6 protein-coding genes are annotated in these 7,388 nt (G+C 57.3%); 1 reads left to right on the top strand and 5 read right to left on the bottom strand.

What is annotated here, in order from left to right; genetic code table 11:
- Window positions 1–466 precede the first annotated feature (466 nt).
- Entirely contained in the window at window positions 467–754 is a 288-nt protein-coding gene (locus tag CJ255_RS12265; RefSeq protein WP_124681916.1) for a hypothetical protein, read from the bottom strand.
- A 366-nt stretch (window positions 755–1,120) separates the two neighbouring features.
- Between CJ255_RS12265 and CJ255_RS12260 the strand changes: the two genes are divergently transcribed.
- On the top strand, window positions 1,121–2,236 hold the full coding sequence (locus CJ255_RS12260) for a PAS domain-containing sensor histidine kinase (RefSeq protein ID WP_097644393.1): 1,116 nt from the start codon (window positions 1,121–1,123) through the stop codon (window positions 2,234–2,236).
- 71 nt (window positions 2,237–2,307) lie between these two features.
- Here the strand turns inward: CJ255_RS12260 and CJ255_RS12255 are convergent, their stop codons facing one another.
- The 4 genes from CJ255_RS12255 to CJ255_RS12240 all read right to left on the bottom strand — a co-directional run bounded on the left by CJ255_RS12255 (window position 2,308) and on the right by CJ255_RS12240 (window position 7,352).
- The gene (locus CJ255_RS12255; protein WP_097644392.1) at window positions 2,308–2,958 is read right to left on the bottom strand and encodes a response regulator transcription factor; all 651 of its coding nucleotides are present in this window, start codon (window positions 2,956–2,958) and stop codon (window positions 2,308–2,310) included.
- Window positions 2,927–6,313, bottom strand: a complete 3,387-nt coding sequence (locus CJ255_RS12250; RefSeq protein WP_097644391.1) for a chemotaxis protein CheB — start codon at window positions 6,311–6,313, stop codon at window positions 2,927–2,929. The genes CJ255_RS12255 and CJ255_RS12250 overlap by 32 nt, the downstream gene beginning before the upstream one ends.
- A gap of 410 nt (window positions 6,314–6,723) precedes the next feature.
- Window positions 6,724–7,023 (bottom strand): DUF507 family protein, encoded by a 300-nt coding sequence (locus tag CJ255_RS12245; RefSeq protein WP_097644390.1) that lies wholly within the window; start codon window positions 7,021–7,023, stop codon window positions 6,724–6,726.
- Window positions 7,024–7,040: 17 nt separating this feature from the next.
- Entirely contained in the window at window positions 7,041–7,352 is a 312-nt protein-coding gene (locus CJ255_RS12240; RefSeq protein WP_097644389.1) for an ArsR/SmtB family transcription factor, read from the bottom strand.
- Window positions 7,353–7,388: the final 36 nt, after the last annotated feature.

Genomic DNA, 7,388 nt, shown 5'->3' with positions numbered 1-7,388 from the left:
ACTCTCTACCTGAAAGGGCCGGGGGGTAGATAATCCTTTAGAGGTGTAGCAGCGGCCCCCAAGCGAACCACGCCCGCCACCGCAAACCAAAGGCCGCTGCTACGCCCTTTCCAGCGGAGATAACCAATCCATCGCATGCGCGATAGGGTGTGTGAGGGAACCTGGTTCCCTCGCATCCTTCATCAATCCTAACGGTTGTAGGGCATCGCCCTACAGATTTTGGTCACACCCATGAGATTCTATGAACTGTTGCGGTGTGAGGATGGGGATTGCACCGAAGGGGTGGAGAACAAGAAGGTCGGTATCACCTGACACCAGCACGGTGGCTTGTCCACAGATGTAATCGCTAAAGTGAGCGCCTGACGATGGAATGATGAGATGGATGTCAGCGCCTATGAGTTGTGGCAGCGCGGTGTTGCGCTTGAGGCGCATAGGGCTGAGGATGAAGAGCGAGAGGAAGGGCACGTCAGTTGCTGCCACTAGCGTTAATAACCGCAAAACCTTCCGGCGGACGCTGTGCTTCCCGATACTGACGGCCAAGATGGATCGCTTCGTCAAAGGCAGGGGTAGCGGCGAACACACCGTTGATCTGCTGCCACCAGGGAACAATGGCTGGCTGCGCTAATTGCTGCTTGAGCATCCGCCGACGCAACGGCCCGCCCCAAACCAAACATGGCCCGTCGGTCTTCGTTTGGCGGGCGCAGGCCATCACGCGCACACTCAACTGGGCAGTGGAGAAGCGTTTTGTGACCAATTGGTCACAAAACGCAAAAAGGTTGCAATGGCCTCAGCTTGCAGATTGCCGAACATGGCGTTCCAATGGACGTTAGCGTTCTTGATAATGCGGCATGTTCAAGGGTAATTGGTATTACACTGTCAGGAGAATCCTGACAGTATCATCAAATTCGTCCTGCTAGACAGATAGCGGCGCCTGCGGCTAAACTGGGAGACCGTCTACAACGTTGCGGTAGACAAGGCTTCTGGGCTGTGACTAGGCAGCAATTTTCTGGTACAGGCTGGATCGATCTCGCCCTACATTATGCCCCTGTTCCACATTGTGTAGGGAGACAAGGTGCAAAGTATATCCAACTACTCTCATGGGGACCCCCCTAATGGCAGGGTGCCCGATGGCGAAGACCAGTTGCTGGCGATTCTTCCCGCAATGGTCTTCACGAGCCGCCCTGATGGCACATGGAACTATGTCAATCCTGCCTTTTGTGCCTACACGGGCAGTTCTGCCGAGGCGCTCACTGGGCTGGGTTGGGCGGCACTGGTACACAATGATGATCGAGCCATTATGCTCCAGCAGTGGCAGAGTTGTATCAGAAGCGGCACCCCCTTCTTGAGCGAACATCGATTCTACACTGCGAGCGGTAACTACCGCTGGCAGCGTACCGAGGCGAAGCCCCAGTTCAATGAACACGGCACATGTACCCGCTGGGTTGGGGCAACGATACCGTTGTCCGATGGTCTGGTGCCAACCGCCAAGCGCCTCCCAGCAGAGACAGCGCAGCAGCAGCGCGACATGAGCGACAGTATTCTGGCAATTGCTGCCCATGAATTGCGCGGGCCACTGACGGTTCTTTTAGGGCAGGTTAGGATGTTGCAGCAGCGCATGAATGCGCGTACAGGGGAGAACCCCAACGACCGTCGTGCAGTGGATCTGCTGGTTGATCAGACCATGCGGCTCAGTGCGCTTACGCATGTGTTACTGGATGTAGCGCATGTTGATTATAGCTACCTACGGGTGAATCTGGCGGTGGTTGATCTAAGTGAGTTGGTGCGACGGGTGGTCTATAGACTTCAGCCGACGTTCCCCAACCACATCTTGCGTTTGCGCAACGACGCTGGCACCCTCTTGGTGATGGGGGATGCGGTGCGCTTGGAGCAGGTATTGCAGAATCTAATCCAGAACGGAGTGAAATATAGCCCCAACGGGATGGAGATTATGATTACACTCTTTGCTCACCGCGAACAGGCGGTGATCACGGTGCGTGACCAGGGTATAGGCATTCCGGCGCATATTCAGCCTCATCTATTTCAACGCTTTTCGACAACCCATTCAGGCAATAGTTCTATGATGTCTGGCTTAGGTATTGGTCTCTATCTTTGTAAGGCGATTATAGATCTTCATAAAGGACGTATTGAAGTCGAAAGTGTTGAAGGGATAGGCAGCACCCTCACGCTGATCCTGCCGCAGATCCAGCCAGCCTTGGTGCGTAACGAGAGCAGATAGCGGCGAGGCGGGAGGCGGGGATGTGTGTTGTTGTGCAAAGGGTTGAGTTACGCCCCCGGTGGGGGCGTAACTCAATGCAGCCAGCCGCGTTCAAGGGCGTAGCGCACCAGGGCCGCCCGGTTGGTTAGGCCGAGCTTCTGCATCGCCCGTGCCCGGTAGGTCTCGACCGTCTTGACACTTAGATCAAGTTGGCTGCCGATCTCTTTGTTGCTATAACCCTGCACCACGCGCCGCACCACTTCGTGTTCACGCTCGCTGAGAGCGGCACCCAACAGCTCGGTGGTGGCGGCAGGGCGCCGTGCGTAGCGAAAGACGACATGTTCGGCCAACAACGGATCGATGTAGAGTGCTGCCGAAGCGACCACGCGAATAGCTTGGAGGAGGGCGTCGGCTGCGGTCTGTTTGAGAATATAGCCCGACGCCCCTGCCGCGAGCATCTGGCGCAGGTAGCTCGTGTCGTCGTGGACGCTCAACACCAGCACCTTGATCGCCGGGCATACCTGCTTGATCCGCTCAGTCGCCCGAATACCATTCTCGCCGGGCATCGAGATGTCCATGATCACCACATCCGGGCAGCATTGCGCGATCTGCTGCCATGCCGTTGTGCCATCACCAGCTTCGCCTACCACCTGCATATCGGACTGGGTGGCAATGAGTGTTTTGAGCCCTTCGCGTAGCACCATATGGTCATCAACGAGGAAGACCTTGATCGTCACCGTCATTGCCTTTCTCCGTGGCCGTAGGCAGTGGAATGTTGGCAAAGATGGAGGTGCCGTTACCTATCACGGATTCAATACTCAGATCGCCACCGAGAAGAGCTACACGTTCACGCATGCCGATCAATCCCATCTGTTTCACCCGATCGAGGCTCTCCAATGACATAGGCATCATGAAGCCTACACCATCATCCTCAACAATCAACCGTACCTGTACGGGGGAGCGCTCAACGATAATACCCACCTCATTCGCTTGGGCATGTCTGAGGATGTTGGTCAGTGCTTCTTGGATCAGCCGGTAGATCGTCGTCTCGACCGCGAGGGGCAGTGGTTCAGCATCAAGGCCGCTCATGTGTAGATCGACCGCAACGTGCGCCTGCGCCGACCAGTGGTCTACATAGTTGCGTAACGCCAACGGTAAGCCGAAATCATCAAGAACAGAGGGGCGCAGTTGCACCGCGAGGTTGCGTGCATTTTGGTTCACCTGGATCGCCATCGTCTGGAGTTGTAACACCTGCTCGGTGATTGGATCATTGACCGCAAGCACCTCTTGGAGCGCCCTGAGGCCAATGAGCAGGGCGGTGAGATCTTGACCCAACTGGTCGTGCAGTTCATGGGCAATATGGCGGCGCTCCTCCTCCTGCGCGGTCACCAACTGCTGCAACAACTGCTGGCGCACCTGTTCAGCCTGCGCACGCTCGGCGATCTGCGCCTGAAGAGCCGCATTGGTGGCGGCGAGCTCGTCGGTGCGCATGGCAACACGCTGCTCTAAATTGTCGTTGGCTTGCTGCAGCACCATCTCGACCCGCTTTAAGGCGCTAATGTCGGCAAAGGTCAGCACCACCCCGTCGGTGTTGCCGGTGAGGGTGTGGTAGGGTCGAACCTGCATGCTCCACCAGCGATCGCCCTCCGGTTGATAGACCATCTCTTGGCGCGAGGTGCCGCTCGTGAGAACCTGGGCGATCAGCGCCTGGAGGTTGCCATCGTGGAAGAGGGCGCGCAGGTCGCTGAGCGGTCGTCCGAGATCAGACTCGATGAGCGCAAAGAGTTCAGTCGCTTGCGGCGTGAAACGGGCGATGCGGCCATCGGCATAGAGGAAGATCGCCGGAATCTGGGCGCTGGCGAAGAGATTAGCGAGATCGGCATTGGCACGATCGAGTTCGGCAATCTTGCGGCTCAATTCGGCATTGACGGTCTGCAACTCTTCGTTGATCGACTGAATCTCCTCCTTCGAGGTCTGCAACTCTTCATTGGTGGCTTGCAACTCCTCATTGAGCGCCCGCAGTTCTTCATTCACGGCGGTCAGATCAAGGTTAGCCTCTTGGTGCTCACGGATAATCGCCTCAAGCGTATCGCGGGTGCGTTGCAATTCAAGCGCGAGCATATCGGCAGAGTCGCTCAACATCGTCTGGGTATCGTCACTCGGTGCAAGTGGTGTTGGTGGGCGGGTAACCTGTAAGACCACCAAAAAGAGATCGGTATTGAGCTCCGGTTCGTCGAGCAGACGGAGCGTGAAGGTGATCGAGAGTTGGTCGCTACCACTGCCCATCAAGAGATGCTCGTGTACCACTGATGTACGCTCTTGGGCAACGGTGCGCAGCGCAGCCCGCAAAGGCAGTTGGAGATCGGGGTGTGCTAAGGCTAAGAGATTGGTCGTAGGGGCACCCGCAGGCACCATGAGGTAGGGATACGTGCGCCCACTAAGGTAGAGGATCATCCCCTGTTCATCAATCGCCACCGCCGTTGGAGCATACTCGCGCAGCAGAATGCGCTCAATGGTCGCAGCAATGCCCCGTGTGCTGCTCTGCGGCGTGCGCCGCGCCGTTGCGCTCGTTCGCAAGCCAATGCGCCCCGCATTGGCCCATGGCAGATCGACCAACGGGCGTATCAAGCGCTCTTTGCGCTGATAGATGCGCTTGGCCCCATCGATCACGCGAAAGAGTTCACCTTCATTCCCGACGCCGGTAGCATGTTCGGCAGTACCAAGAAACAGGAAGCCGTTGGGCGCGAGCGCGTAGTGAAAGACCGGCATGAGACGTCGTTGCAGATCAGCATCAAAATAGATCAGCAGATTGCGACACGCAATCAGATCCATCCGTCCAAAGGGGGGATCGCTAATCAGGTTATGCGCCGAAAAGAGGCACTGTTCACGCAACGTCTTGCTCACCTGATAGAACTGGCCCTCCTGAAAAAAGTAGCGTGCGAGGCGTTCGGGCGAGACATGGGCGGTGATGTTCGCATCATAACGTCCACGACGGGCCAACGCAAGGGCGGTCTCATCAATATCGGTGGCAAAGATCTGCACGGCTGGCGGCGTATTGAGTCTATCGAAATGCTCCGCGAGCAGGATAGCCAGCGAGTAGGCCTCTTCACCCGTGGCGCAGCCCGGCACCCAGATGCGTATCGGCGTGTTCGGGGCGCGATTGCGTGTGATATGGGGAAGAAAGGTGGCGGCCAGCGCCTCGAACGCCGCCGGATCGCGGAAGAATTCGGTCACACTGATCAACAGATCCTGAAGAAGTAGTTCCACCTCCTCCCGATCCTGCTGCAACCGTGCGAAGTAGTCATCCATGCTGGGCAGACGCAGCGCCTGCCTCCGGCGCTCGACGCGCCGCCGTAGCGTAGAGACTTTGTAGTGGCTGAAGTCGTGGCCCGTCGCCAATTCGAGGGTGGCTATAATCTGGCGCAACAGATCAGCGGGGGGCTCTGCTGCGACTTGGGGCGTGGAGCGTGCGGCGGGGGCTTGGCGAACATGGGCCAGCAGCGCGGCGGGCATGGCGGCAATCGGCAGAATCTGGTCTACCACCCCGGCGGCGATGGCATGTTCGGGCATCATCGGCGCGATAGCGGAGGCGGGCTCTTGGGCGATAGTCAGCCCACCCTGCGCCTGTAGCGCCGCCAGCCCCTGCGTCCCATCGGTTCCCGTACCCGAAAGCACAATACCGACCGCCCGTGGCCCCTGATCGGCGGCGAGCGAACGCAAGAAGTGATCGAATGGCAGGCGCAAGCCATGAATTGCCGTCGGCGGCACCAGACGCAGCTCACCCTGTTCAATCGTTAGCGCATGATTGGGCGGCAGCAGATAGACATGGTCGGCCTCGATGGGCGTCGTGGCATGCACATGATGCACCGGCATCGTCGTCTGTGCATCAAGCAACTCAGCTAAATAGCTCGGCTGTTGCGGATCGAGATGTTGAATCAACACAAACGCCAGACCACTCGCGGGCGGCATTGCTTGGAGAAATTCGGTAAAAGCTTGCAAGCCGCCAACCGATGCACCAATAGCAATCACGTGCGGTGTAAAACGAGATTCTTGGCGAAGAGGGTGCGAATCAGATTCTGCAACAGCAACAGAAGTCATCGTGGACTCCCAGTTCCGATGTAGTATTGGGCTCCTATTTTATTGTAGCATGCTTCACATGTTTAATCCTCACCAGAAGCGCGGGAGAATGGCTGCGCCCCATACGCAACATAAAGGCTGCATAGAGATCGCGCTTGCCCGCGCTGAAGTGCTGTTCCACATAGCGCTTCAGCGGCCCGGATCAAGACGCGCTCGCCATGATTCCAGCGGGGCAGCACTACGCCCCTACATTGGGTGACGACGAGCGTGTTGCGGTGGACAAATCCCCCATCGCACCGCACCGTAGGGGCGTAGCAGCGGCCCCCAAGCGGTTCAATCGTGTGGTACCGTGGGCGGCCTCGTTGCAGACCACATCGATGCATTCGTGGACGCCCCGCTGCGGGCCACCGACCTCCTACTTCCTGTATCCTTCACAACACATACCCACGTTTGCGCGCAATCTCCTCTTTGTGTTTGCGGAAGAGAATATCCCGCTCAGTGCCTTTAATCTCACGACTATAGGTAGCCAAAACGCGATCCACCTCGGCATCAATCTCCTCCTCCACTTGCAGATCTGCAACAATGAAGTCAAAAATTGCCTTAACCCGGGCGGCCCGCCCAACCCCTGGTTTGGTGCCATGTGGCTCACGATAGGCCAGTAACCCTTGCTGAGCCAACTCATCATGGATGCGTTCGGCGATCCGCCGTACCTTATCTTCCGATAGACGCATATGGGGAAGTCTCCTTTTTATTTGCTCAACCCCCCCAACTCGTTCCGCAGCCACGCAAGGCGTTCACTATTGACCCGGTAGCAGACTGCTGCGCCATCCGAATAGCTCTCAAGTAGGTGGACATCACGCAGTTGGCGCAGGTGCTGCGAAAGCGTGGATTGAGCATGGGGGCCATCATCGGGCAAATGGAGTAGAATCTGGTTTCCGATGCAATCGGGGTGTTCCAACACGTAACGTAAAATAGCGATGCGTACCGGATTGCCCAACGCTTTGCAGAGTTGGGCAAGTGGGACATCGTTGGCGATGGAAGCGGTCGTTGCTTTTAGCATAGGTGTACCTCCCTCTACACTGAGGGATTTATGTTA

It is taken from the genome of Candidatus Viridilinea mediisalina (assembly GCF_002532535.1).
GTDB classification, from domain to species: Bacteria; Chloroflexota; Chloroflexia; order Chloroflexales; family Chloroflexaceae; genus Viridilinea; species Viridilinea mediisalina.
The sequence above is the reverse complement of the archived record's forward strand: the minus strand, read 5'-3'. Positions and strand labels throughout refer to the sequence as shown.

Bases quoted from the DNA above. Each gene is read 5' to 3' on its own strand.
- CJ255_RS12240 (WP_097644389.1), bottom strand. From the start codon at position 7,352: ATGCTAAAAGCAACGACCGCTTCCATCGCCAACGATGTCCCACTTGCC.
- CJ255_RS12250 (WP_097644391.1), bottom strand. From the start codon at position 6,313: ATGACTTCTGTTGCTGTTGCAGAATCTGATTCGCACCCTCTTCGCCAA.
- CJ255_RS12255 (WP_097644392.1), bottom strand. From the start codon at position 2,958: ATGACGGTGACGATCAAGGTCTTCCTCGTTGATGACCATATGGTGCTA.
- CJ255_RS12245 (WP_097644390.1), bottom strand. From the start codon at position 7,023: ATGCGTCTATCGGAAGATAAGGTACGGCGGATCGCCGAACGCATCCAT.